Below are 23,339 nucleotides of genomic sequence, written 5' to 3'. Positions count from 1 at the left end.
TTTCTCTTTTCAGTCTCTCTTTTTAATCTCTCTTTCCGCGATTTCGTTTCACTCTTAGTCTCACTCTCCTCCTCATTCTCCGTCTCACTTTTATCCATTTGGCGCGGTTCCGGCAGGGGCGTGTAGAGCGAATGGGTCGGGGGCACTATTGGCTCAACTTTATTTGTTTGGCGAGATTAGTGGCAGTGCAAACTGCTTAAAAACTAATAACAGATCACATAATTATCTTTTTGTCGTTGAGTGAGGTGGCGTTGTATTGTTCAATCGAGTCAGTTAATTTTTTATGATTATTAAGTTAACTGTTTCGCGGCCCAAGGCCGACCAATAACAACAACACTTGCCAAGGATGATAAGTGAGCGACTGTACGGCATGGCCCCATTGCCGGGGCTTTAGTCTGATCGAGTTGCTGATCGCCATGACGGTTGTCAGTATTCTCGCGGCCATCGCGCTGCCAGCGTATCAGGGTTATCTGCAACAGGGACGTCGCTACGACGCGCAGCAGCAACTGCTGGAGCAGGCGCTCGCCCTCGAGCGTATTTATACCCAGCAGGGCCGTTATCCCGACAAGTTTGTCACCCCTTCCAACACTGATTTCTACCAATTCAGCTACAGCCAGCAAGACGCTGGCGACTACCTGCTCAAAGCCATTCCAACGACGCGACAACAGGATGAGTGCGGCACTCTGACCCTCGATCAAACCGGTTATCGCGCGGCCAATCGTCATGACTGCTGGGGATCATAAGATGAACGTGCGCGGATTTACCCTGATTGAGTTGATGATCACGGTCGGCATTGCCGCCATCTTGCTGCTGGTCGGGGTGCCCTCCATGAGCCAGCGCCTCGCGGCCGAGCGGCTCGATCGCAGTGCGACCGAACTCGCTTCCGCCTACCGTTTTGCCCGTAGCGAAGCGGTCAAACTGACCCTGCCGGTGGTGCTGCAGGGCACCGAAAACGGTGGCTGGGAGGTGATGGCCGACAGCCAACTGCTGCGTCAGGCGGCGGCGCCCGGTGGCGGTGTAGTGATCCAGCCGTTTGAGCCCATCCAGATCGCGCCAACCGGCAGCAGCAGCCACGCCGAGATCACCCTGGCCAATCGCCTCGGTGATCAGCGGGTGCTCTGCGTGGCCCCGAGCGGCCAGCTGTTGCAAGGGAGCTGCTCATGAGACACGCCGCGCCTGCCCGCCAGCAGGGCTTCAATCTGGTGGAGATCATGGTCTCCATGGTGCTGGCGGTGATGGTGTTTCTCGGTCTCGCCAAGGGGCAGGTGGTCTCGTTGCAGCAGGCGCACTACAGCTTGCAAAGCACGCTGGCCACTATCGAGGCGAGCAACAGCGTGGAGCAGATCTGGAGTTCGCTGTGCGAAGTGCAGCGCAAGCCGGAGCGGTTCACCCAGTCTGATTTTCTCAAGCGTTTCACCCTGCAGGATGGCCACCGGCTGGTGCTGCCCAACCGCTACAGCGACAACTTTGTGGTCGCCATCGAGTGGCAGGATGAGCGGGTCTCTGGTGCCAAGCGGGTGGAGTTGAACGCAGGATTCCCCCCCCTATGCTGAGCGCTCCCTCCCGACAGCGAGGCGTCAGTCTGGTCGAGCTGATGATCTCCATGGTGCTCGGTTTGATGCTGATGCTGGCGATTTTTGCCGGTTACGCCCCGATCAAGAGCACGGTCGAGCAGAGCAAGGCGCTGGAGCAGGCGAACGAGGTGCTGCGCTTTGCCACCCTCACCTTTACCAACAGCATCAAGCAGGCGGATCAGCTGATTGCCGTCACCCCTGATCGCCTGACGCTGGCCTTCAAGGTGGAGGGGGGCAGCCAGGTGCTCTCCTGCCTTGGCAACCAGAAAACTGCCGATTTTACCGAGCAATACCGCTTCACGCCGCCGGTACTCAGTTGTGATGATGGGGACGGGCCGCGCCTGTTGCTGGCGGATCTTCAGGATCTTGAATTCGGCCAGCAGGGTGTGCTGGTCAATATCCGCATCTTGCCCGAAGGGCTACCCAGCTATCTGGAGCCGGGGGTAGAGGTGCAGGTGGCCCGCCGCAAGGCGGTCTGGGCGGCAGCGCTGGCCACATCCGGTGCCAATGCCACTACAGGAGGTGCGGGATGAACAAGGGATTGCAGGGGCAGCGGGGAGCTGTGCTGCTGGTGGTGTTGGTGGTGAGCCTGCTGTCGAGTCTGCTGGTGTTTACCAGCATTCAGGAGAACCAGTTACAGACTCGCCTGAGCGGTAATTTTCACAAGAAGATCAATGCGCAACTGAGCGCCGAACAGGGGATGAACGACAGTTATCGCGCCCTGCATCAGGCGCTCGGCGCCGAACCGCGCATCGAGTGGGATCAACTGGTGCAGAAGGTGCCGGGCAAGGGCGAAGGGGCCATGGCGGGCAGCCGCTTCAGCATCGATCAGCTGAATGCCTCCACCGACAGCAAGCTGGCGTTGCAGAGCAATGGCCGCTATCTGGAGGGAAATTCCAGTCTCAACGCGCTGTTTGCCCTCAAGCGTGAGCCCGGCAATCTGGTCTTTCAGGATTCGGTGGTGGCGTGCGAGGGGCTAAGCCTCTCCGGCAGCGGTTTGATCGACAGTTACGATTCGCGCAAGGGCAAATATGGCGGCAGCAACATCAACCAGAATGCCAAGGTGGCGACCGTCAGTGACAAGGCCAATGTGGTGCTCGATGGCAATTCGCCAATTTGGGGAGATGTGCGAGCGACCGGGGCCGTGACGCTTAACGGCTCCTCACCCATCTCCGGCAACGTGAATGCCGGGAGCGATGTCATTATCTCCCCCTCTTCGGACAAGATTGTCCGGGTCTCCGGCAATGTGAAAGGGGGCGGCAGTTTGACTCTGAAAGGGGGGCGCATCGGTGGCCAGGTGGCGGTCAATGGCAATGTTGCCATGGATTGGGGCACCAGCATCGACAGCGGCAAGCTCAGTTATGGCGGCGCGGGCCTGTTTAAAGATCCGGTAAACCAGAAATATCTGGATCCCCTGTACCGTACTGACCCCAAGTTGCCACCGGTGGCCGGGCAGGTGTGTGACCCGCTCAATGTGGCGGCGCTGCCCAAATCCCCCAAGCTGGCCAATCTGCCGCCTAATGGCCCGCTGACGCTGGGGGCGACCCAGCAGATGGTGCTGACCACGGATCCATCCACCGGTTCGGTGACCAGCAGCAACCAGAGCAAGCCCGGGCTGCCGCTGCCCGGCAAGGGGGAGCTATTTGGCAAAGAGCAGACCGTTTACAAGCTCGACAGCCTCAATATGGGGTCGGACGCCACGCTCACCATCAAGGGGGATGTGGTGCTGCTGATCGGCAAGGATTTCACCATGGGCGGCAGCAACCAGTTAACGGTCGCGCCCGGCAGCAGCCTGACCCTGATCGTCAGCGGCAAGATCGATCTCGGGGCCGGTGCCGAGGTCACGGCGGCCAAGCAGGGGCTGACCCCGGCAGGCAACCCGGCCATCGCCATCTATTCCGCTTACAACGGTAAGGATGGGGTCAAGTTGTCGGGCAATACCCCGCTCTATGCCGCCCTCTATGCGCCGCTCACCGAGATGAAGATCGCCGGCAGTGGTGGCCTCTATGGTGCGGTACGCGCCAAACATCTGACCGAGAGCGGTGCCGGTGGTGTCCACTACGACGAGGCGTTGGGCATGGCAGACATGGGGGAGGATCAGGGGCCAGCTCCTACGCTGGCGCTGCGTCAGTGGCACTTTGTGCAGTGAGGCTGGCGAGCCGCTAACAAGGAGCGAACGGGGCGACCGACTGTCTACGATGCAGATCTAGCGGCGTCGCCCGCAGCAAGGATATCCCGTTCTTTGCGCCCGCCTTGCGGGTCAAAGGCGAGGGGCAGGTGGCACTGCTGCCAGCTCGACGTGAGTGACGGTTCAAATGATGTGGCGGGAACGGCGCCAATGCCGTTAGCGGTTGACCGGATGTCAGTGCCATTGAAGAATGGCGCTGACATTTTTTCTTGGGGCTAAGCATTTTTTTGTGTCGCCGCCTTCTATTGTACCTCTCCTATCCGGAGCCATGCCGAGTTGAACCCATGCGCCTGATCCTGCTGCTCTGCTCCCTGATCTGCTACGGCATGGCCTGTCCCGTGTTGGCCGGGCCGCTGGCGGATCGTCTGGCGGGTGAGCTGGTCAGACAGGCTCCCGAACAGGCGCTGCCCCTTGACGAGGTGCAGCGGCTCGACCGCCGCCTGATTGTTCCCGACTCTCTTCATCCCGGCTGGCAGCGCTATCCGCTGCGCCAGTTGCAGGCCATCTATCGCTATCAGCAGGAGTGCGGGGCGGATAATGCCTTGCCCGCCGAGTGGTTGCCGTTGCTGCGGGCGCTTTGCAAAGAGGGGCCTATGCCCTCGGCCAGCTGGTTCGTTACTCACCCCGTCTATCCGCTGGGCGGCTCCAGTGCCGCCCGCTGGCTGGCTCGCCATCCGGCGGCGGGGCTCGACGATCTGCGCCATGTGCGTGAGCGGCGCGATCAGCTGGGGCTGCTTGGGGAACTTGATGATGACAACCTCGACGCCCTGCTGCGGGGGGATCGCTGGCTGCTGCAATCCGGCCAGCTTTGGCTGCTTGCCGATGGGCAGTGGCGTCGCTATGGCACCGGCCAGTGGCAACCGCTGGCCGAGCGGCTTGGGGTGATGCTGGATAGCCGGGTTGATGGCCCCTGTCAGGAGTTGGTCGGCGTGCTCTGCTTCAACGAGCGCCCCACGCTGCATTGGCAGTGGCTGGCGCTGGCCAGCTCGCTCGGATTTATCCTGCTGCTGGGGTGGGCCAGCTGGCAGCGCTGGTGCCTGCTGCGGGAGCGGCGCGTCGCCTTGCAGATGCTGACCCATGAGCTGCGCACCCCCATCATGGCGCTCTCCGGCATCAGCGAGGAGCTGCGCCACGATTTCGACCGGCTGCCCCCTTCTGCCCAGCAGAGCGTGGGTCAGCTGCTCGGCAGTGTCGCCCGTCTGCATCAACTGGCGCAGGCGAGCCGTCACTATCTGGCGGCAGAGACTCTCAAGGATGAACGGGTGGCGGTCAGTCTGGCCGAGTGGCTCACCCGTGCCTGCGAGCGGCACGACGCCATCTTCTGCCTTGAGCGGGAGATGACACTGGCGCTCCCCTTCTACTGGCTCGATCTCGCCCTCGACAACCTGCTGCGCAACGCCAGCCAGCATGGCCGCGCGCCGGTTCGGGTCAGTGCCCGCTGGCAGGCGGGGCGGTTGATTCTCGCAGTCAGCGATGGTGGCGAGCTGCCGAATTACCGGCTCGCTACCCTGTTACGCCGTGGTGCCCGTGCCGACGGCCTGGGGCTGGGACTTGCCATCGTGCGCCATCTGCTGCGCCGTCTTGGCGGGCGCCTCGCCCTATCCGGCCCACCGACTACCTTCACCCTGACACTGCCCTGCCAACTCTGGAGCGACACCGAATCATGAAGACCATCTTGCTTGTCGAAGACGAGGCGCTGCTGGCGGAGAACCTGCAACGCTATCTGATCCGCGAGGGGTATCGCTGCCTCTGGTGCGACACCCTGACTGCGGCGGAGCAGCAGTGGCTGGCGGCAGATCTGGTGCTGCTGGATCGCACCATGCCGGAGGGGGATGCCCTCGACTGGCTGCCCCAGTGGCTGGCCCGCAAGGCGTTGCCGGTGATCGTGCTGACCGCAAGGGTGGAGGTGAGCGATCGGGTGGCCGGGCTCGATGCGGGGGCGCGCGACTACCTGACCAAGCCCTTCTCCCACGACGAGCTGCTGGCGCGGATCCGGGCCCAGCTGCGTCAGCTGGGGGATGGCACTCAGGTGGTGGGTGGCTTGCAGCTCCATCCTGCCCGAATGCAGGCAAGCTGGCAGGATGCGGAGGTGAGCTTCACCCCCACCGAGTTTGCCCTGCTCACTCTGTTGGTGCGGATGGCGGGGCGGGTGCTGAGCCGGGAGGAGATCCTCAATCGGGTGTGGGGCTATCAGGCGTTTCCCTCCACCCGCACGGTTGATACCCATATTCTGCAACTGCGTCAGAAGCTACCCGGGCTGGCCATCGAGACGGTGCGCTGCATCGGCTACCGACTCGAGGTGACAGCGTGAAGCACGTAACGCTGGCTACGCTGCGGTTGGCTCTGGGCGTTGGCCTTCTGAACATAGGCCTTCTGAGCGCAGGCAGCGTGATGGCAACCGATCGCCTCTTGGAAACCGAACGCACTGATCCGCTGCAACCGGCCACCCTGGCGCTGTTGCAGGGGGATAACCGGCACGGCTGGCAATCTTTACAGCAGGCGTGGCCCGCCCTCAACAGCGATGCCGAGCGCCGTAGCTGGCAGGGGATGCTGGCCGCGCTAAGTGCCCAGCACTGCGGCAAGGATTTCCCGCTCACTCTGCCCGATGGGGTGAGCGAGCTGCGCCTTGAGCTGATCCAGCGCGATGCGCCGCTGCTGCGGGACTATCGGGTGCAGCTGACCGGAGAGGGATTCATCAGCGCCGCTGAACTCATCGATCCTGCTGGCCGTAACCGGCTGGCAGGTGCTCAGTGGGAGGCCGAGGGGAGCAAGGGGGTCAGGGTTGTAGGCGCCGATCTGCCGACGCCCTTGCCAGCCGGACTTTATCAACTGCGGCTGGCGGTGGCGGGCAAGCGCTGGCAGGTGGCATTGCCGTTGCCTGCGGTGCAGGATCTGGATTGGCTCTCCCGCTCGCCGCAGGCGGTGGCCAATCCCCCCGTCAATCCCGCGTCCTGTACGCCGCTCTGGCTCGATCAGGCGGTGCTGGCCCGCCCGCAATACTCCCTGCTGTGGTGGCACCGCATTGCGCCCGATGAGCCGGTGAGCTGGCCTGCCGCCACCCCCGACAGCTGGCGCACCCTCTCGCTGGTGCAGACCAGCCAGCGCGGCCAGCTGGTGTTGCAGTTAAGCCACAGTCAGGCGGGGCCAGTGGACTAATGGCCATCATGATGGTCAGGTGCCCGCAATCCTGACATTGGCCTGACAATCGCAGTCCGCCGATCTGCTGAAATGGCGATTCCCGTGTGTTATCAGGAATCACAGATCATGACTCTTCTCCCCGAATTCGCGAGCCGGATCCGCCCGCTGCTGCTGTTGGCGCCGCTGTTCTCACTGCTCTCACTGCCTGCGGAGGCGCTGACCCTTGCCAACGAGCAGTGGCGTATCGAGCTGGATCCCGCCACCCTGGCGGCCGAGGCTGTGCTGCCCTCGGGCCAGCACCTTGCCATCTCTTCCCCCGGCCCGCGCCAGCCGGTCACAGCCCTGCAGCAGGAGGGGGAGCGTGCCAGCTGGCTGACCCGCGCCGATGGCGAGGTGCGAGCCTTGGCTCGTCTCGAGGGCAACCGGCTGATCCTCACCCTGAGCCGCGCGAGTGTTGGCGAGCTGGTATGGCCGCGAGTACCGGCAGGGGCGCAAGCGCTGATGCTGCCGATCCACGAAGGTTTTCGCATTCCGGCTACTCACCCCGCGTGGCGCAAGGCGCTGGCGCAGGAGTATCAGGGGATCAATACCACCGAGGATCTCACCCTGCCGCTGCTGGGGCTGGATCACGGGGATCAGCAGCTGGCGATCCTCTTTGCCAACCCCTTCAACAACCGCCTTGCCTTTACGCCCAAACCGGACGGCATAGCCATCACCGCGACCCACAGCGTCAACCGTCTTAATCAGGCCGACCCCTATGAGGTGGAGGTGTCGCTGCAACCGGGCAACGACTGGCTGGCGGCGGCCAAGGTCTATCGCAGCTGGCTGCAAGCGCGGGGCGAGCTGGTGTCGCTTGAGAGCAAGCTGGCAGCTGTGCCGGATGGCAAGCGGCTGATCGGCGCCTCTCACCTCTATCTCTGGGGTGAGCGACTGCTGGTGCCACAGGATGTGAAGAGCTGGTCCGCGCTGCGCCGCCTGATGCCCGCTGACTGGCTCAAGGGGGAGAGCAAGTTGGCGCTGCAGGCCCCCGATCTGGCCCGTAATCGTTATCTGCAGGAGCGGGTACTGCAAGGCCTGGAGGTCGCGCTGCGCCAGCGCCATCCGGGGCAGCGTCCCGAGTCGTTTATTGCCCCTCGTGAACTGGCTCGAGAGTTGTTGGGCCCGGCATTGAATCAGCCTGAAAGCTGGGGCGATGGCAGCTCCAGCAAATTGGTCAATGCCCTCAAGCAGGCTGGATTGCCCAAGCTCTGGCTGGGGCTGCCCCAGTGGACCGCCGGTTTTGCCGCGCCACAGGGGATTGAACTCGCCAAGCAGGCGGGTTATCTCATCGCCCCTTATGACTCCTACGACACCGCCCTGCCCGATGGTAATGAGCAGCAGAGCTGGCTCACCGCCCAGATGGGGCAGGATATCTACCTGCGCTGCGGCATCATGCAGGAGAACGGCCAGCGCAAGAGCGGCTTTCAAAACCGCGGCGTCTACACCAATCAGGCCTGCGTACGGCCGGTGATGGAGCAGCGCGTGCCCTGGTTGCAGCAGGCGAGCCACTACAACAGCTGGTTCCTCGATGTGGCGGCGACCGGCATGGTGTTTGACGACTTTGATCCGGCCAAACTGACCACTCAGGCGCAGGATGCGCAAAACCGGATAGATGGCATGGCGTGGATTGCCAAGAGTCAGGGGATCCTGGTGGGCTCGGAGGTGGGTGGGGCAGTGGCCAACCGCACTGCGGCCTTTGCCCACGGCACCCAGACCAGCGGCTTTGGCTGGCGAGATCCTGATATGCGCAGTAACAAGCGATCTCCCTACTATCTGGGGGCCTGGTATCCCGAGTCGCAACCTGCATATTTCTTTCGCCAGAGTCACCTCAAGCCCGAGTATCAGGCGCTCTACTTCGATCCTGCGCTGCGGTTGCCGCTGTTCCAGAGTGTCTTTCACGACAGCATAGTGACCACCCACCACTGGACGGTGGACAGCCTCAAGTTCAAGGAGAGCCGTCAGGTCACCGAACTGTTGCAGCAGCTCTACAACGTGCCGCCGCTGCTTAACCTCAGTCTGGATTCTGCCAGTGCACGCATTCCCTACCTCAAGAGGCTCGATGCCTTCTTCCGCCCACTGCACCAACGGCTCTACAACCAGCCCCTCACCGGTTTTCGCTGGCTCGACAAGAAGGGAGAGGTGCAGCAGAGCGAATTTGCCGATGGCACTCGACTGATAGCCAACTTCGGCCCGGCCACCGAGCTGGCAGGGATAACGCTGGCTGCCCAGAGCGTGCTGGCACTGCTGCCCGATGGCAAGCAGCTGCAGTTTGTCTCGCAAGCTGATGGTGCGCGTTGAAGTTGGATCTGGGTGGTTTGGGTACGTACTATCGTGGCGGGTAGCGATCGTGAAACTGATAGTGGAATAACAAGGATGCTAAATGAACAAAAATGTGCTGATCACCGGAGGTAGCAGAGGAATTGGTGCTGCCACTGCCCGCTATCTGGCGGGACAGGGGTATAACCTCTGCCTTAACTATCGATGTGACCGACAGGCCGCCGATGCGCTGGTGGCTGAGATCAAGGCTAACTTTGCAGTCTCCTGTATATCCGTGCAGGCGGATATCAGCATTGAGGCTGAGGTGGTGCATCTGTTTGAGGAGATGGACGAGCGACTCGGGGTGATCACCCATCTGGTCAACAACGCCGGCATCTTGCAGCCACAGATGAAGGTGCTGGAGATGAGCGCCGAGCGGATCAACAAGACACTGACCACCAATGTGACCGGCTATTTTCTCTGCTGCCGTGAGGCGGTGCGCCGCATGACGGTGGGTTGCGCCATCGTCAATGTCTCCTCGGCTGCCGCTCGTCTGGGCTCGGCGGGTGAATACGTGGACTATGCCGCCTCCAAGGGGGCCATAGACGTGCTGACCAAGGGCTTGTCGCTGGAGGTGGCGGCGCAGGGGATCCGGGTCAACGGGGTACGCCCTGGCTTTATCTACACAGAGATGCATGCCGACGGTGGTGAACCCGACCGAGTGGAGAGGGTGAAAAACCAGATCCCGCTGCAGCGGGGCGGTCAACCAGCCGAGGTGGCCGCCGCCATTGCCTGGCTGCTGTCGGATGAAGCCTCCTACGCCACCGGCACCTTTATCGATCTTGCCGGGGGGCGATAGCGCTTAATGCTACCGCTTATATCTGGATGAAGAAGGGGCGCCCAAGCGCCCCTTTCTCGTTGATCCTGCGGTGCTTTACCTTACTCCCCCAGCTGTTGTTGCCAGACCGCCAGCACATGGCTGCGTTCGTTTTGCAGCTGATCGTCGTTCACCTTGCGGGAGATCTCCGAGAGGTTGAGGCGATGGCCGAGGTTGCGGATCTCCAGATAGGCGTGCTTGAGCCCCTCAGCCTGCTCCAGCGTCAATACCCCCGCCATCACGCACTCATCGAAGATGCGCACGTTATCGGTCCAGCGGGTGAGGGCATCCGGTTCGCTAGCTGCGTAGGCCAGCACCAGATACTGGGCGATAAATTCGATATCCACCATGCCACCGGCGGATTGCTTGAGGTCGAACTCCCCAGCGCCCGCTTTGAGCAGGTGATCCCGCATCTTGTGGCGCATCTCGCGCACCTCGCGGGCCAGGGTCGGCAGTTCCCGCACTTTGGCCAGCACATCGCGGCGGATGCGGGCAAATTCGGCTTTGATCGCATCATCGCCATAGATGGGGCGGGCCCGCACCAGCGCCTGATGCTCCCAGGTCCAGGCTTCTTTTTGCTGGTACTGCTCATAGGCCGACAGGGACGAGACCAGCAGCCCCGAGTCGCCGGAGGGGCGCAGCCGCATATCGATCTCGTAGAGGATCCCGGAGGGAGTGCGGGTGCTGAACAGGTGCAGGATCCGCTGGGCCAGGCGCAGGTAGAACTGGCGGCTGTCGATGGGTTTGCGCCCGTCTGTGTAGCTGTTGGGGTCGCCGCCGTGCAGGAACACCAGATCGAGATCCGAGCCGTAACCGAGCTCGATGCCACCCAGCTTGCCGTAGGCCACCACCGCAAAGCCCCGCTGGCCGCTCACAGCCACCTCGGGCGGCACCCCGTAGCGCTCGCTCATCTGGGCCCACGCCTGATTGACCACCTCCTCGGTGATCGCCTCCGCCAGCCAAGTGAGGTGGTCGCTCACCTTCATCAGCGGCAGGGCGCCAGCGATGTCGGCCGCCACGATGCGCAGCAGCTGCACCTGCTTGAACTGACGCAGCGCCTCCATCTGCTGCTCCACGTCCTCTTCGGGGATGCGCAGCAGGAACTGGCGCAGCTGGGGCTTGTACTGGTCGAGCGGGGTGGGGTGGTAGAGGTGCTGGGGATCGAGCAGCTCATCGAGCAAAATGGGGTAGCGGGCCAGCTGTTCGCTCACCAGATGGCTGGCGTCGCACAGCCGCACCAGCTGGCGCAGGGCGCCCGGGTTCTCCGCCAGCAGTTGCAGATAGGCGCTGCGGGTGAAGATGCGAGTCAGCAACTCGCACACCCGCTCGAACAAGCGGGCGGGCTCACGGCTTGCCACCACCAGTCGCAGCAGCTCCGGCATCAGCCAGTCCAGCGCGATGCGCCCCTGCGGCCCCACCTGACGGCGTTTGTACTCCTCCTTGAAACGCAGCAGGGCGGTGCAGAGCGGGGCGGGCTCGGCCACCCCCTGCGCGGTCAGCAGTTTTTCCAGCTCGGCGGCGTCGAGCTCGGTGCGCCACAGATCGAGCCAGAGTTGCTCGAGATGGGCGGGGGCCTCTTTCTCTTCCCCCACCACGGCGGCGAACTCCTGATGGACGGCGGCCATCTCCTCGTCCAGATGAGCCATAAAGGCGCCCCAGTCAGCAAAGCCGAGGGCAGCGATCAGCCGCTGGCGATCCCGCGCCTCGGTGGGCAGGGTCTGGGTCTGCTGATCGCCGATCTCCTGCAAGATGTTTTCGACCCGGCGCAGGAAACGATAGGCCGTCAGCAAGCGGTCGCAATGGGCGGATTCGAGGGCGCCACATTGGGCGATGGCGGCCAGCGCTTCGGGCAGGTGGCGCACCCGCAGCGCAGGTTCACGGCCGCCGCGAATAAGTTGCAGCGCCTGGGCGATAAACTCCACCTCGCGAATACCGCCAGCCCCCAGCTTGATGTTGCCCTCCAGCCCCTTGCGGCGCACCTCGGCGGCGATCATCGCCTTCATCTGGCGCAGGCCGTCGATAACGCCAAAGTCGATATAGCGGCGAAACACGAAGGGGCGCAGCATCTCGGCCAGTTCCACTGCGTGTTCGCATTGGGGCCCCAGTACCCGCGCCTTGACCATGGCGTAGCGTTCCCAGTTGCGACCGTGGTGCTGGTAGTAATCCTCCATGGCGGCAAAGGAGATGGCGAGTGGCCCCGCATCGCCAAAGGGGCGTAAGCGCATATCGACCCGGAACACCTGACCATCCTGGGTGGGCTGGTGGAGGGCGTTGATGATGCGCTGGCCCAGCTTGATAAAGAACTGCTGGTTGGCCAGCTCGCGCCGCCCGCCAACCGTGTAGCCATTCTCGGGGAAGGTGAAGATAAGGTCGATATCCGATGAGAAATTGAGCTCGCCACCGCCCAACTTGCCCATGCCGAGGATGAGCAGCGGCTGCGGGTTGCCGTCGCCATCCATCGGGGTGCCCAGCTCGCTGCACTGTTTGGCGTAGAGCCAGTCGCGGGCGGAGCAGATCAGGGCATCCGCCAGCTTGGTGAGATGGATAAAGCTCTCTTCCACCGCGGAATGGCCCAGTAGCTCGCGCCAGGCGATCACCAGCATGCGGCTGCGGCGGAACTGGCGCAGGATGCGCTTGAGCGCCTCTTCATCACTCACCTCGGCGAGCAATGTGGTCAGATCGCACTGGTAGGCGGGCCAGCGCTCGGCCCGCTCCAGTTCCCCGGAGGCGAGCAGCTCGGTCAGCAATTCGGGCTGTTTGAAGAGGGAATCGGCGACAAAATCGGAGAGGCCAAGCAAGGTCATCAGGGTCTGGCGAACCGGCTCGGACAGGTCGCCATAGTCAGGGGCCAGCTCGACCAGCCGCTGCCACTGGCGCTCGGCCTGATCTTGCAGCAAGGGCGGGAAAGCGGTGATAGATGGGGAGATTGATGTTGAGGGAGAAGCAAAATGCTGGGCCACGGTTGCCGTCCTTGTGGTTCACGACAGGTGGTTAACGACACGGGGTTAACGAAACTGCCGGTTCAAAATGGTGGCTGCCAATCTAGCACTGTCAGGCCCCCGCGTCACAGCGCAGGGGAAGGAAGCCGGATGTTGGCCACAAAAATGGGCCCCCGATATCGGAGGCCCATTGTATTGGTGGAACAGCAGCTTAGTGGCTGTCGACCCAGACGAACTTGAGCACGAACAGCAGGGCAACCACCAGCACGCAGGGGTTGATCTCGCGCCAGCGGCCAGTGCCTGCCTTCATCACGCAGTAGGAGATAAAACCGATGGCGATCCCCTCGGTGATGGAGAAGCTGAACGGCATCATCACCGCGGTCATGAAGGCCGGTACCGCTTCGGTCAAATCTTCCCACTTGACCCGGGTCAGCTCGGAGCACATCAGCACGCCCACATAGATGAGGGCGCCAGCGGCGGCATAGGCCGGCACCATGGCGGCAACCGGGGAGAAGAAGATCGCCAGCAGGAACAGGACGCCAGCCACGATAGCGGTGAGGCCGGTGCGACCGCCGACGGCGACGCCGGAGCTGCTCTCGATAAAGGCGGTAACCGAGGAGGTGCCCATGAAAGCGCCGCCGACCGAGCTCACGCTATCCACCAGAAGCGCCTGCTTCATGCGCGGGAAGTGGCCACGATCATCGGCCAGCTTGGCGCGGTTGGTGACGCCAATCAGGGTGCCGGAAGAGTCGAACAGGTTGACCAGCATGAAGGAGAAGATGATCCCGGCGAGGCTGATATCCAGCGAGCCCATCAGATCTAGCTGGCCGAACACCGGCTCTATGCTGGGGGGCATGGAGACGAAGCCCTTGAAGGAGACATCGCCAAACAGCCAGCCCAGACCCGTGGTCACCACGATGGCGATCAGTACCGCAGAGTGAACGCCACGGGCGGAGAAGATACAGATGATAAAGAAGCCAAGCAGCCCCAGCAGGCAGGGCAGGGAGGTGAGGTTGCCCACGGTCACCATGGTGGCCGGGCTGGCCACCACGATCCCTGCGTTGTGCAGGCCGAGCAGGGCGATCAGCAGACCGATACCGGCGGTGATGCCGACCCGCAGGGTGAGCGGGATGTTGCCGATCAGCCAGTAGCGTACCCGCAGCAGGGTGAGGATCAACAGACCCATGGCACCCCAGAAGATGGTGCCCATGCCCACTTGCCAGGAGTAACCCATACCCGCGACCACCACGAAGGCGAAGAAGGCGTTGAGGCCCATGGCGGGGGCCAGGGCGATGGGCAGGTTGGCCAACAGCCCCATCAGGATGCTGCCGATACCGGCGATCAGGCAGGTAGTGACGAACACCGCCTGGGTGTCCATGCCCGCCGCAGAGAGGATCTGCGGGTTGACGAACACTATGTAGACCATGGTCAGGAAGGTGGTGCACCCGGCGATGACCTCGGTGCGGGCATTGGTGCCATGGCCCTTCAGAGCAAACAGGCGCTCAAGCAATCCTTGCCCGGCGGCCTGATTGGCAGCTTGGTGTTGTTGATTCATGTTGGATTCCAATAGATGACGTGAAATAAGCAGCAGGGGAACGGGCTATCCCATCCATGCGGGGTAAATTGCCCTGTTTCTGGTGGTTAAGTAACCAGACCCGTCCTGATACCGTGACAGCGCGCACATTTTCACACAGGCCGCCTCGTTTACAAACCCTGGATCTGCGAGGCAGATCAATGAATAGGGCAAAAATTAAAACGTTTGCTTTATGAGCAACAAAAAAGGTTCTCACCAGAGAACCTTTTATCGCCAACTTGCTATCGAGAATTTGATATCGAAAGCCAAGGCCGGGGATCAGAGGGTTTTGAAGTAACGCTCCACCAGCTGGGCCAGCACAGAGTCGAGCCGGTCTTGTACCTCACCCAGCTCCCGCCCGACGCGGCGCAGAAACAGGCTGGCCTGCTCCCCGGTCAGCTTGCGCCCCTCGATAAAGAACTCCTGCTCCGGCAGTTGCTTGTCGTAGCGGGGGATCAGTATCCAGCTCACCAGTTCGGGCTCCACGGCGGCAAAAATCTTGGCGGCAGCGGCACAGAAGGTCTCTATGTGCTCCTTGCCATCCGGCCCGAGGCAACCCGGTTCAACCCGGATCTGGATGGTCAGTTTTTTCTCTATTGGGGTCGTCATCGTGCTACATCCATGCAAAGGCATCCGTCTTGGATTGTAAGCTAAAAGGAAATAGAAAGGGGAGCCGAAGCTCCCCTTGTGACGCAGTCAGCCTTATTTGGTGATGCGTTTGTACTTCGCACGGTGGGGCTGGATAGCCTCGGCGCCGTAGGTCTTCTTCTTCCACTCTTCGTATTCGGTAAAGTTACCTTCGAAGAAGGCAATATTGCCCTCGTCCTGATAATCCAGAATGTGAGTGGCGATACGGTCGAGGAACCAGCGGTCGTGGGAGATGACCATGGCGCAACCCGGGAACTCCAGCAGGGCGTTCTCGAGGGCGCGCAGGGTTTCGATATCCAGATCGTTGGTCGGTTCATCCAGCAGCAGTACGTTGCCGCCGGTCTGCAGCAGCTTGGCCAGATGCAGACGACCACGTTCACCACCGGAGAGCTCGCCAACCCGCTTCTGCTGGTCGGAACCCTTGAAGTTGAAGCGGCCGATATAGGCCCGGCTCGGGAACTCGTAGTTGCCGATGCGCAGGATATCCTGACCGTCAGCGACCTCTTCGAATACCGTCTTCTTGTCATCCATGCTGTCGCGGAACTGATCCACGGAAGCCAGCACCACGGTTTCACCCAGGGTGATGGCGCCGGAATCCGGCTGCTCCTGACCTGACATCATGCGGAACAGGGTCGATTTACCGGCACCGTTCGGGCCGATGATGCCGACGATGGCACCTTTCGGAATGGCAAACGACAGATCGTCGATCAGCACCCGATCACCGTAGGATTTGCGCAGGTTGGCCACTTCCAGCACCTTGTCACCGAGGCGCGGTCCGGGCGGAATGAACAGCTCGTTGGTCTCGTTGCGCTTCTGGTAGTCGTTGGTGTTGAGCTCTTCGAAGCGAGCCATACGGGCCTTGGACTTGGCCTGACGCCCTTTCGGGTTTTGACGCACCCACTCCAGCTCTTTCTCGATGGACTTGCGACGGGCCGCTTCGGAACTTGCTTCCTGCGCCAGACGGGCGTCCTTCTGCTCCAGCCAGGAGGAGTAGTTGCCTTCCCACGGGATACCCTCGCCGCGGTCCAGCTCCAGGATCCAGCCCGCTACGTTGTCGAGGAAGTAACGGTCGTGGGTGATGGCGACCACAGTGCCTTCGTAGTCGTGCAGGAAGCGCTCCAGCCAGGCCACGGATTCCGCATCCAGGTGGTTGGTCGGTTCGTCCAGCAGCAGCATGTCCGGCTTTTCCAGCAGCAGACGGCACAGTGCCACACGGCGGCGCTCACCACCGGAGAGGTGCTGGATCTTGGCGTCCCAGGCTGGCAGGCGCAGGGCATCGGCCGCACGCTCCAGCTGGTTTTCCATGTTATGGCCACCCTGAGCCTGGATGATGGCTTCCAGCTCGCCCTGTTCGCGGGCCAGTTTGTCAAAATCCGCATCCGGATCGGCGTAGGCCGCATAGACCTCGTCGAGACGGGCCATGGCGCGCTTCACCTCGCCGATCGCCTCTTCGACCGCTTCGCGCACGGTCTGCTCCGGATCCAGCTTGGGCTCCTGGGGCAGGTAGCCGATCTTGATGCCGGGTTGCGGACGGGCTTCCCCTTCAATATCGGTGTCGATGCCCGCCATGATGCGCAGCAGGGTGGACTTACCGGCACCGTTGAGACCCAGTACGCCGATCTTGGCGCCCGGGAAGAAGCTCAAGGAGATGTTCTTGAGGATATGACGCTTGGGCGGCACAACCTTGCCAACCCTGTTCATGGTGTAAATAAATTGAGCCATTGGCTAATTCTCTTCCTTTTCAGCAGGTTAATGTCTTGGCACTAACAGACTGATGTCGTGGTGGGGCCAGGTCGACACGCCGTCAACCCGGTTCCAAAAAACCCGTCGATTGTAAACCAATGGACAGGGGTGGGCAAAGGTGGCGCCCGGTTGGCGCTCCCCTTTGCCGCCGCGGTCACGTCTTGCTGCATCAGCCGGACAATCTTGGCATGATGTGGCCTGCTGTTTTGTCCTGGAGCCATCATGACCCCATCCCCTCAGGCACCCACTCTGGCCGCCTTTCTCAGTGCCATGGGATTGGATGCCGCCCTGAGCGCATCCCTCTGCCTGCGCTTGCCACGGCTGATGTTGCGCGCCGGTCAGGCGCTGTTGGCGCAAGGGGCGGAGCAGGATTCGGCGTTTTATATCGAAGCGGGCATCGCCCGTGCCTGCCACTACACCCGGGATGGCCAGGAGCGCTGCAAGGAGTTCTACTTCGAAGGGGAGCTTTGCCTGCTCTATGACAGCTGGCTCACGGGGTCGCCAGCTCGCTATCAGCTGGAGGCGCTGACGGAACTGCAAGTGGTGCGGGTGCCGCTCGCCCTGCTCGACGAGCCCGTCTGGCAGCCAGTCTGCATGGCCCTGTTGCGCCAGCAGCTTGGTTACAAGGAGCGCAAGGAGGCTTTTTTGCTGCTCCACTCCCCCGAGGAGCGCTATCGGGAGCTCTGCCACACCTTCCCTCACTGGCCCGCGCGGCTCACTCAGGTGCAGCTCTCCAATTACATCGGTATCAGCCCGGTCACCCTGTCGCGGATCCGCCGCCGCATTAACACGGGTTAATGCCGTCTGCTGGTTGCCACTTCATGCTGCGCCATCCAAACGAAGGATGAGGTGTGGATGATGTCGCTGTTTCTGTGGTCGCAACTGGTGGTGAGTGTGGCGCTGCTGCTTGACCTGGCCTCTTTTCAATTGCGGGATCGTCGGGGGATATTGGCCTGTCTGGCCCTCTCCTGCGTGCTCAATGCTGGTCACTTTGCCCTGCTCGGGCAGTGGTCAGCCGCCAGCCTGTTGCTGTTGGCCAGCGTGCGCTTTCTGGTCAGCATCTGGCTGGTTCGCAGCATCTTGATGTGGTTTTTCATGGGGTTGGCCTGTGCGGCCGTGCTGGCGACCTATCAGGGGCCGCTGGCGCTGCTGGGCCTGTTGGGCAGCCTGCTGCAAACCCGGGCCGCTTTTTGTCCCGACGATCGCCTGCTGCGGCGCTGGATGCTGCTCGGTACCCTCTGCTGGCTGGCCAACAACCTGTTGGTGGGCTCACCGGTGGCGGCACTGATGGAGGGGCTGTTTCTGGTCAGCAATCTGGTGGGTTACTACCGCCACTACGGGCGCAAGGTGGCTGTCTGTTGATGATCGTTGCTGACTGATTTGAGAGGTATCTGGAGGATTGCGCTCTGGTTGGGCGGGTGGGGTGACCAGACAGAGAGGCCGCCATTGCGGCGGCCTCTCTGGCACTATCAAGCCTTGTTAAAGCTGTTGATCAGGGCGTTGGTGTAGTCGATGACGAATTGCTGGCAGTGGATAGCGGTCTGCGGATCGAACTCCTCGCCATGGAGGTCGGTGTTGGAGAGCACCCGGATCCCGACAAAGGGGACCTTGTAGGCTTCGGCGACCAGTGCGGCAGAAGAGGTTTCCATCTCCTCTGTGGCGGTGTTGTAGGTCTGGTGCAGCCAGTTGATACGCGCCACTTGGCGGTTCCACTCATCGGCAGTGCCGATGATGCCTGCCACCACGCGACCGTGCTGATAACGGTCAGCCATACCCAGGGCGCGGCCAACCAGCTCGGGGTCGCCCGCAAACGAGGTGTGTTCTACCAGCTTGCCGTTGTCGCGCAGCCGCATGGTCACATCGAAGTTGTGCCATTTACGCGAGTCAATCCCTTGATCTGCCGGGGTAAAGTCACTGCGATAGGCCCCCATGTTGAAGCTCTTGGTACCGATGACGATGTCGCCGCGATGGAGCGCCGGATCATGACCGCCTGAGGTGCCCTGATTGATGATGAGGCGCGGCTTGAAGCGTTCGATAGCCAGCGTGGTGGCTGCCGCCGCATTGGCCAGACCCACTTCAGTGCGGGAGATAACCACCGGATAGCCCGCCAGCGTGCCCTGCCAGAATGTCCATGCGCCGACAGTCAGCTCCTGCTTCTCTTGCAGGGCGGCGATCATGGTGTCCACTTCCACCTCCATGGCCCCCTGGATCAGGATGGGCGCGGCAGGGGTGTTTGGCGTGTTGGCGGCAAATAGCGGTGCGCTTACCAGAGCGATCAGACACGCCAAGGATTTAAAGAAATTCATGTTTTACCTGTCAGGGCTACGGGAAAGCGCCGGATTCTACTCGCAGGAAAACGATTGCGCAATTTTATTAATCAGTTTGTGATTAGAGCGATTTGTCTGGCTCCCCCGGTAGGGATAACTGCATCAGGGTTACTTGTGGCCGGCGAAATAGAGCACCCGTTTCACATACTGCTGGGTTTCGTCATAGGGCGGGATCCCGCCATAGCGCTCCACCGCTTTTTCCCCTGCGTTGTAGGCCGCCGAGATCAGCACCCAGTCGCCATCGAAGCGGCGATCGAGCCACTTGAGATAGGTGACGCCGCCCTTGATGTTCTGGGCCGGATCAAACGGTCGGGTTACCCCGAACCGCTGCTGGGTCTCGGGAATAAGCTGCATCAGTCCCTGGGCATTCTTCGGTGAAACGGCGCGGCTGTTGAGGTTGGATTCGGCGATGGCAATCGCCAGCACCAGCCGGGCATCCACCTTGTGGTGCTTGGCGGCGTGGCGCAGCATGGAGACCAGCTTCTGTTTGGCGGGTGGCTGGCGGGCAACCCAGGAGTCGACATTGAAGGGGGTGGCGGGGATCTGAGCCAGATAGCCACCCTGACCGCCACGGATCCCGATGCCGCACTGATCCCCCATTGGCGCATTGCCGATGCGGGCATTGTAGTAACGGGCGGCCTGCTGGTTGCCAAGGCGCATCGCCATGGCGAGGTAGCTGTTGGCCAGTTTGGCGCTGCGAAGCGAGGTGGGGCCGGTGGCGAGCAGGCGACCGATCCGGAAATACCCTTCAGGGTTGCCGGTGCTGGCGGCGACACAGTAGAGAGCGATGGCCTTTTGCAGGTTGCCGCTGTGTTGGGCGTTCTGGCCCTGCTTGAGCGCCGTCAGCGCTTTGGGGGCCTGTCTGAAATCCCTGCCTTGTGCCATCGCCCGCGGCGTACCTGCCAGTAACAACGACAAAAAAAGCAGCAAAAACAGTCCGTTTTCGCTGATGTCCCGCATGGGTTATCTCCTGTTTGAGTACAGAAGATATAGAGGAACATGGCTGCTATCGCCACGAACCCAGTGGATCCTGTTGTTATAGCCCGGAGATTTCAGAGATCAAAACGGTATGGAACTAATGGCAAAGGAGCCGTTTATCGAGGTTTTTCGGTCCCTTAGAAGTGGTGGTGGTACTCCTGTTCATCTGTGTTGGCATCGGAGAGGTCACGATAGAATTGGCCAACTTCGCTCACGACCCAGAGCGAGAGCAAAGTCAGCAGGCTGAGCAGTGGCAGCAGGGTATGGCTCTGTAGCAGGGCATAGGCCGCGATGGCGGCGCCGGTCAAAAGCAGGGTTCGGATCATTGTGGCTCCTTGTGGTCATGGGGCTGTTTCGTGGCCACGGACCGCTTGCCCGGTGTCGCTCCCGAGTAGCGCGAGGCGAGTATATCGCGCGGCGCCGCTGCCGATCCGTGGTGTTATCACACTTGTCGTCGTCATTTCGGCTCGTTGGGCGGGTTATTGAAGTGGGTGATCGAATCATCCGGTGTCGCTGTTCGCCCCCTGTTCACTACATCCAATCACCCCGCAAACCCATGCTGCCAGTGCGTTCAGCCATCCTAAAACCCATGGCACGACAGTGATATCGGATTAACCCATCAATGACCGAGGGGCGGCCCTGATCTCGTCAGGGGGCAGGCCGGTAGTAGTCGAGATACCAGCGGACAAACTCGGCGACCCCCTGCTTGAGGGGCGTGGCGGGGCGCAGGCCGGTAAGGGTATGCAGCGGCTCGCTGTCGGCCCAGGTGGCGTGCATGTCGCCCGCCTGCATCGGCAGCATCCGCTTGATGGCGGGCTGGCCGATGGCCTCTTCCAGCGCCTTGATAAAATCGAGCAGCCGTACCGGCTGGCCGTTGCCGATATTGAGGATGCGGTAGGGGACGGCGCTCTCGGCCGGGTTCTGTTCGCTGGCCTGCCAATCGGGATTGGCGCTGGGCGGCTGGTCGGCCACGGCGAGGATCCCCGCGACTATGTCATCTATGTAGGTGAAGTCGCGGCTGAGATCGCCGTGGTTGTACACCTCGATGGGCTCCCCCGCCAGAATGGCGCGAGTGAATTTGATGATGGCCATATCGGGGCGACCCCAGGGGCCGTAGACGGTAAAGAAGCGCAGCCCGGTGGTGGGCAGGCCATAGAGCGCCGAATAGGCGTGGGCCATCAACTCGCCGCTCTTCTTGGTGGCGGCGTAGAGGGAGACGGGGTGATCCACCTGCTGCGCGGTGGAATAGGGCATCTGATCCCCCATGCCATAGACCGAGCTGGAAGAGGCGTAGATCAGATGCTGGATACCGTGGTGACGACACCCTTCCAGCACCGTCAGCATGCCGGTGAGATTGCTGTCGGCATAGGCGAACGGATTGTCGATGGAGTAGCGCACCCCCGCCTGCGCCCCCAGATGGATCACCCGCTCGAAGTGGTGGCTGGCAAACAGGGCTGCCATCGCCTCGCGATCCGCCAGATCCAGCCGCTCGAAGCGAAAATGGGGGAAACTGGCCAGCTTTGCCAGCCGCGCCTCTTTGAGGCTCACCTCGTAGTAGTCGTTGAGGTTGTCGATCCCCACCACCTGATGGCCTGCGGCGCACAGCTGGCTGGCTACATGAAAACCGATAAAACCGGCGACACCGGTGACCAGATAGATCATGGTTGGGTCTCCGGGTTGCAGTTCGCGTGGGCGGGCCGCTTTTTGGCAGGTAGATGTGGCCGCCCGATGGCGTGATAGTCAAACCCGAGCTCGCTGAGCTGGCGCGGGTCATAGAGGTTGCGGCCATCGATGATGGCGGGCTGCTTGAGCAAGGCCTTCAACTGCTGGAAATCGGGGGCACGAAACGCCTGCCACTCGGTGCAGATCAACAGGGCATCGGCCCCTTCCAGTGCTGCTTCCTGAGTGGGGCAGAGCAGCAGATCCGGCCGCTGGCCGTAAAGCTCATGGGCACGCTCCATCGCCTTGGGATCAAAGGCCTGCACCCTGCCACCGGCAGCCCAGATGGCGGCCAGCAGCGGGCGACTCGGCGCATCGCGTATGTCGTCGGTGCCGGGTTTGAACGCCAGCCCCCACAGGGCGAAGGTGCGGCCACGCAGATCCGGCCCGAAGCGGGTCAGCAGGGTTTGCGCCATCTTCTGTTGCTGGCGCTGGTTGACCTGCTCGACCGCCGCCAGCAGCGGGGCGTCGCAGCCGACACTCGCCGCAGTATGGCGCAACGACTTGATATCCTTGGGGAAGCAGGAGCCGCCGTAGCCGCAGCCCGGGTAGATAAAGTGGTAGCCGATGCGAGGATCGGCCCCCATCCCTTGGCGCACCGCCTCGATATCGGCCCCCAGCTGCTCGGCGAGGGCCGCCATCTCGTTCATAAAGGAGATCTTGGTGGCCAGCATGGCGTTGGCGGCGTATTTGGTGAGCTCGGCGCTGCGCAGGTCCATCACCACGATCCGGTCGTGATTGCGGTTGAAGGGGGCATAGAGGGCGCGCAACTGCTCAAGCGCCCGCTCGCTGTCACAGCCGATGATGATGCGATCCGGCCGCATGCAGTCGTTGACCGCCGCCCCCTCCTTGAGAAACTCTGGGTTGGCCGCCACCTCGCAGGCGAGGGTTAGTCCACGGGCGGCCAACTGCTGCTCAATGTGCTCTCGTACTTGCTGCGTTGTGCCGACCGGCACAGTGCTCTTGGTCACCACCAGCTTGGGGCGGCTCATCAGTCGGCCTATGGTATCGGCCACCGCCAGCACATGTTGCAGATCGGCCGAGCCATCCTCGTCAGCGGGGGTTCCTACGGCGATCAGCAGCAGATCGGCGTGTGCCACGCCAATGGCGGGATCGACCGTAAAGCTCAGGCGGCCGCTGGCCAGATGGCTCTCGACCAGCGGGGTCAGCCCTGGCTCATAGAAGGGGATCTGCCCCTGCCTGAGGGCGGCGATCCGCTCATCATCCACATCCACGCAGCAGACCTGATGGCCCACCTCGGCCAGAACGGCGGCCTGCACCAGCCCGACATAGCCTGTGCCAAAAATGGTGACCTTCATGAAAAGTGCCTCGTGCAGTGA

The 23,339-nt window shown here is 62.0% G+C and carries 21 protein-coding genes; 12 read left to right on the top strand and 9 right to left on the bottom strand.

Annotation, left to right across the window (positions count from 1 at the left end; all coding sequences use genetic code 11):
* Window positions 1-353 precede the first annotated feature (353 nt).
* From ACY8FN_RS20110 to ACY8FN_RS20065, 10 genes are all read left to right on the top strand, one after another.
* Window positions 354-743 (top strand): type IV pilin protein, encoded by a 390-nt coding sequence (locus ACY8FN_RS20110; RefSeq protein ID WP_463101016.1) that lies wholly within the window; start codon window positions 354-356, stop codon window positions 741-743.
* Window position 744: 1 nt separating this feature from the next.
* On the top strand, window positions 745-1,164 hold the full coding sequence (locus ACY8FN_RS20105) for a GspH/FimT family pseudopilin (RefSeq protein WP_139728460.1): 420 nt from the start codon (window positions 745-747) through the stop codon (window positions 1,162-1,164).
* On the top strand, window positions 1,161-1,553 hold the full coding sequence (locus ACY8FN_RS20100; protein ID WP_139728459.1) for a type IV pilus modification PilV family protein: 393 nt from the start codon (window positions 1,161-1,163) through the stop codon (window positions 1,551-1,553). The genes ACY8FN_RS20105 and ACY8FN_RS20100 overlap by 4 nt, the downstream gene beginning before the upstream one ends.
* Window positions 1,547-2,107 carry a PilW family protein gene (locus ACY8FN_RS20095; RefSeq protein ID WP_463101015.1) on the top strand — a complete coding sequence of 187 codons (561 nt, stop codon included), beginning with the start codon at window positions 1,547-1,549 and terminating at the stop codon, window positions 2,105-2,107. Before ACY8FN_RS20100 ends, ACY8FN_RS20095 begins: the two co-directional genes overlap by 7 nt.
* The gene (locus tag ACY8FN_RS20090; protein WP_463101014.1) at window positions 2,104-3,723 is read left to right on the top strand and encodes a DUF7305 domain-containing protein; all 1,620 of its coding nucleotides are present in this window, start codon (window positions 2,104-2,106) and stop codon (window positions 3,721-3,723) included. Before ACY8FN_RS20095 ends, ACY8FN_RS20090 begins: the two co-directional genes overlap by 4 nt.
* A gap of 323 nt (window positions 3,724-4,046) precedes the next feature.
* Complete coding sequence (locus tag ACY8FN_RS20085) at window positions 4,047-5,429, top strand: ATP-binding protein (RefSeq protein ID WP_463101013.1); 1,383 nt, start codon at window positions 4,047-4,049, stop codon at window positions 5,427-5,429.
* Complete coding sequence (locus ACY8FN_RS20080) at window positions 5,426-6,073, top strand: response regulator transcription factor (RefSeq protein WP_463101012.1); 648 nt, start codon at window positions 5,426-5,428, stop codon at window positions 6,071-6,073. Before ACY8FN_RS20085 ends, ACY8FN_RS20080 begins: the two co-directional genes overlap by 4 nt.
* 80 nt (window positions 6,074-6,153) lie before the next feature.
* A complete protein-coding gene (locus tag ACY8FN_RS20075) occupies window positions 6,154-6,918 on the top strand; it encodes a DUF2861 family protein (protein ID WP_463101011.1) in 765 nt (254 codons plus the stop codon).
* Between the two features lie 108 nt (window positions 6,919-7,026).
* Complete coding sequence (locus ACY8FN_RS20070; protein ID WP_463101010.1) at window positions 7,027-9,237, top strand: glycoside hydrolase; 2,211 nt, start codon at window positions 7,027-7,029, stop codon at window positions 9,235-9,237.
* A gap of 82 nt (window positions 9,238-9,319) precedes the next feature.
* On the top strand, window positions 9,320-10,054 hold the full coding sequence (locus ACY8FN_RS20065; RefSeq protein WP_101321215.1) for an SDR family oxidoreductase: 735 nt from the start codon (window positions 9,320-9,322) through the stop codon (window positions 10,052-10,054).
* Window positions 10,055-10,134: 80 nt separating this feature from the next.
* Here the strand turns inward: ACY8FN_RS20065 and glnE are convergent, their stop codons facing one another.
* The 4 genes from glnE to ettA all read right to left on the bottom strand — a co-directional run bounded on the left by glnE (window position 10,135) and on the right by ettA (window position 16,954).
* Window positions 10,135-13,032, bottom strand: a complete 2,898-nt coding sequence (gene glnE, locus ACY8FN_RS20060) for a bifunctional [glutamate--ammonia ligase]-adenylyl-L-tyrosine phosphorylase/[glutamate--ammonia-ligase] adenylyltransferase (protein ID WP_463101009.1) — start codon at window positions 13,030-13,032, stop codon at window positions 10,135-10,137.
* A gap of 190 nt (window positions 13,033-13,222) precedes the next feature.
* Entirely contained in the window at window positions 13,223-14,566 is a 1,344-nt protein-coding gene (locus tag ACY8FN_RS20055; protein WP_463101008.1) for an NCS2 family permease, read from the bottom strand.
* Between the two features lie 297 nt (window positions 14,567-14,863).
* The gene (locus tag ACY8FN_RS20050; protein ID WP_463101007.1) at window positions 14,864-15,193 is read right to left on the bottom strand and encodes a hypothetical protein; all 330 of its coding nucleotides are present in this window, start codon (window positions 15,191-15,193) and stop codon (window positions 14,864-14,866) included.
* Between the two features lie 93 nt (window positions 15,194-15,286).
* A complete protein-coding gene (ettA, locus tag ACY8FN_RS20045; RefSeq protein ID WP_042018107.1) occupies window positions 15,287-16,954 on the bottom strand; it encodes an energy-dependent translational throttle protein EttA in 1,668 nt (555 codons plus the stop codon).
* Between the two features lie 243 nt (window positions 16,955-17,197).
* On the opposite strand from ettA, the gene ACY8FN_RS20040 reads away from it, so the two are divergent.
* Both ACY8FN_RS20040 and ACY8FN_RS20035 read left to right on the top strand, forming a co-directional pair.
* Window positions 17,198-17,773: a Crp/Fnr family transcriptional regulator gene (locus ACY8FN_RS20040; RefSeq protein WP_101321207.1), complete on the top strand. Its 576-nt coding sequence runs from the start codon at window positions 17,198-17,200 to the stop codon at window positions 17,771-17,773.
* A 57-nt stretch (window positions 17,774-17,830) separates the two neighbouring features.
* Window positions 17,831-18,337 (top strand): YgjV family protein, encoded by a 507-nt coding sequence (locus ACY8FN_RS20035; RefSeq protein ID WP_198559691.1) that lies wholly within the window; start codon window positions 17,831-17,833, stop codon window positions 18,335-18,337.
* A 107-nt stretch (window positions 18,338-18,444) separates the two neighbouring features.
* On the opposite strand, the gene mtnN is transcribed toward ACY8FN_RS20035, so the two are convergent.
* From mtnN to ACY8FN_RS20010, 5 genes are all read right to left on the bottom strand, one after another.
* Window positions 18,445-19,281 carry a 5'-methylthioadenosine/S-adenosylhomocysteine nucleosidase gene (gene mtnN, locus ACY8FN_RS20030; protein WP_101321205.1) on the bottom strand — a complete coding sequence of 279 codons (837 nt, stop codon included), beginning with the start codon at window positions 19,279-19,281 and terminating at the stop codon, window positions 18,445-18,447.
* 129 nt (window positions 19,282-19,410) lie between these two features.
* Entirely contained in the window at window positions 19,411-20,262 is an 852-nt protein-coding gene (locus ACY8FN_RS20025) for a lytic transglycosylase domain-containing protein (protein ID WP_463101006.1), read from the bottom strand.
* Window positions 20,263-20,417: 155 nt separating this feature from the next.
* Window positions 20,418-20,606, bottom strand: coding sequence for a hypothetical protein (locus tag ACY8FN_RS20020; RefSeq protein ID WP_463101005.1), 189 nt, complete (start codon window positions 20,604-20,606; stop codon window positions 20,418-20,420).
* A gap of 322 nt (window positions 20,607-20,928) precedes the next feature.
* Window positions 20,929-21,942 (bottom strand): NAD-dependent epimerase, encoded by a 1,014-nt coding sequence (locus tag ACY8FN_RS20015; RefSeq protein ID WP_463101004.1) that lies wholly within the window; start codon window positions 21,940-21,942, stop codon window positions 20,929-20,931.
* A complete protein-coding gene (locus ACY8FN_RS20010) occupies window positions 21,939-23,318 on the bottom strand; it encodes a UDP-glucose dehydrogenase family protein (RefSeq protein ID WP_463101003.1) in 1,380 nt (459 codons plus the stop codon). The genes ACY8FN_RS20015 and ACY8FN_RS20010 overlap by 4 nt, the downstream gene beginning before the upstream one ends.
* Window positions 23,319-23,339: the final 21 nt, after the last annotated feature.

The sequence above is a fragment of the Aeromonas sp. 160P genome (genome assembly GCF_055193095.1).
This window is presented reverse-complemented; position numbering and strand designations above follow the sequence as displayed.

Excerpts from the sequence above, each read along its gene's own strand:
- ACY8FN_RS20085 (WP_463101013.1), top strand. The coding sequence starts at position 4,047 with ATGCGCCTGATCCTGCTGCTCTGCTCCCTGATCTGCTACGGCATGGCC.
- ACY8FN_RS20065 (WP_101321215.1), top strand. The coding sequence starts at position 9,320 with ATGAACAAAAATGTGCTGATCACCGGAGGTAGCAGAGGAATTGGTGCT.
- ACY8FN_RS20020 (WP_463101005.1), bottom strand. The coding sequence starts at position 20,606 with ATGATCCGAACCCTGCTTTTGACCGGCGCCGCCATCGCGGCCTATGCC.
- ACY8FN_RS20050 (WP_463101007.1), bottom strand. The coding sequence starts at position 15,193 with ATGACGACCCCAATAGAGAAAAAACTGACCATCCAGATCCGGGTTGAA.
- ACY8FN_RS20035 (WP_198559691.1), top strand. The coding sequence starts at position 17,831 with ATGATGTCGCTGTTTCTGTGGTCGCAACTGGTGGTGAGTGTGGCGCTG.
- ettA (WP_042018107.1), bottom strand. The coding sequence starts at position 16,954 with ATGGCTCAATTTATTTACACCATGAACAGGGTTGGCAAGGTTGTGCCG.
- ACY8FN_RS20015 (WP_463101004.1), bottom strand. The coding sequence starts at position 21,942 with ATGATCTATCTGGTCACCGGTGTCGCCGGTTTTATCGGTTTTCATGTA.
- ACY8FN_RS20100 (WP_139728459.1), top strand. The coding sequence starts at position 1,161 with ATGAGACACGCCGCGCCTGCCCGCCAGCAGGGCTTCAATCTGGTGGAG.
- ACY8FN_RS20025 (WP_463101006.1), bottom strand. The coding sequence starts at position 20,262 with ATGCGGGACATCAGCGAAAACGGACTGTTTTTGCTGCTTTTTTTGTCG.
- ACY8FN_RS20040 (WP_101321207.1), top strand. The coding sequence starts at position 17,198 with ATGACCCCATCCCCTCAGGCACCCACTCTGGCCGCCTTTCTCAGTGCC.
- ACY8FN_RS20105 (WP_139728460.1), top strand. The coding sequence starts at position 745 with ATGAACGTGCGCGGATTTACCCTGATTGAGTTGATGATCACGGTCGGC.
- ACY8FN_RS20090 (WP_463101014.1), top strand. The coding sequence starts at position 2,104 with ATGAACAAGGGATTGCAGGGGCAGCGGGGAGCTGTGCTGCTGGTGGTG.
- ACY8FN_RS20010 (WP_463101003.1), bottom strand. The coding sequence starts at position 23,318 with ATGAAGGTCACCATTTTTGGCACAGGCTATGTCGGGCTGGTGCAGGCC.
- ACY8FN_RS20095 (WP_463101015.1), top strand. The coding sequence starts at position 1,547 with ATGCTGAGCGCTCCCTCCCGACAGCGAGGCGTCAGTCTGGTCGAGCTG.
- mtnN (WP_101321205.1), bottom strand. The coding sequence starts at position 19,281 with ATGAATTTCTTTAAATCCTTGGCGTGTCTGATCGCTCTGGTAAGCGCA.
- ACY8FN_RS20070 (WP_463101010.1), top strand. The coding sequence starts at position 7,027 with ATGACTCTTCTCCCCGAATTCGCGAGCCGGATCCGCCCGCTGCTGCTG.
- ACY8FN_RS20055 (WP_463101008.1), bottom strand. The coding sequence starts at position 14,566 with ATGAATCAACAACACCAAGCTGCCAATCAGGCCGCCGGGCAAGGATTG.
- ACY8FN_RS20075 (WP_463101011.1), top strand. The coding sequence starts at position 6,154 with ATGGCAACCGATCGCCTCTTGGAAACCGAACGCACTGATCCGCTGCAA.
- ACY8FN_RS20080 (WP_463101012.1), top strand. The coding sequence starts at position 5,426 with ATGAAGACCATCTTGCTTGTCGAAGACGAGGCGCTGCTGGCGGAGAAC.